1 pseudogene is annotated in these 218 nt (G+C 57.8%); it reads left to right on the plus strand.

Features of this window, described 5'->3' with window-relative positions:
• Nucleotides 1–5: 5 nt before the first annotated feature.
• Nucleotides 6–218, plus strand: a pseudogene (locus H6B10_RS19210) (hypothetical protein); the annotation flags it as partial.

A 218-nucleotide genomic window follows, 5' to 3' on the forward strand; every position in this document is an offset into this window, starting at 1 on the left:
AGAGGCTGGTGGGTATTGCCGATATCGCCGGAGAAAACAATGATTTCCGGCGCACGCCCGGCTTCGGTGACGCGCACCGAGATGGACGAGCTGCCCAGCAGATGGCCCACATCGACCATTCGGGGCAGATTCCGTACCTGTATAAAAATGGGTATCGCGGCCCCATCTATTCTACCGATGCCACCATGGACCTGTGCGGTATTATGCTGCGGGATTCC

It is taken from the genome of Gemmiger formicilis, assembly GCF_016901605.1.
Lineage (GTDB): Bacteria > Bacillota > Clostridia > Oscillospirales > Ruminococcaceae > Gemmiger > Gemmiger formicilis_B.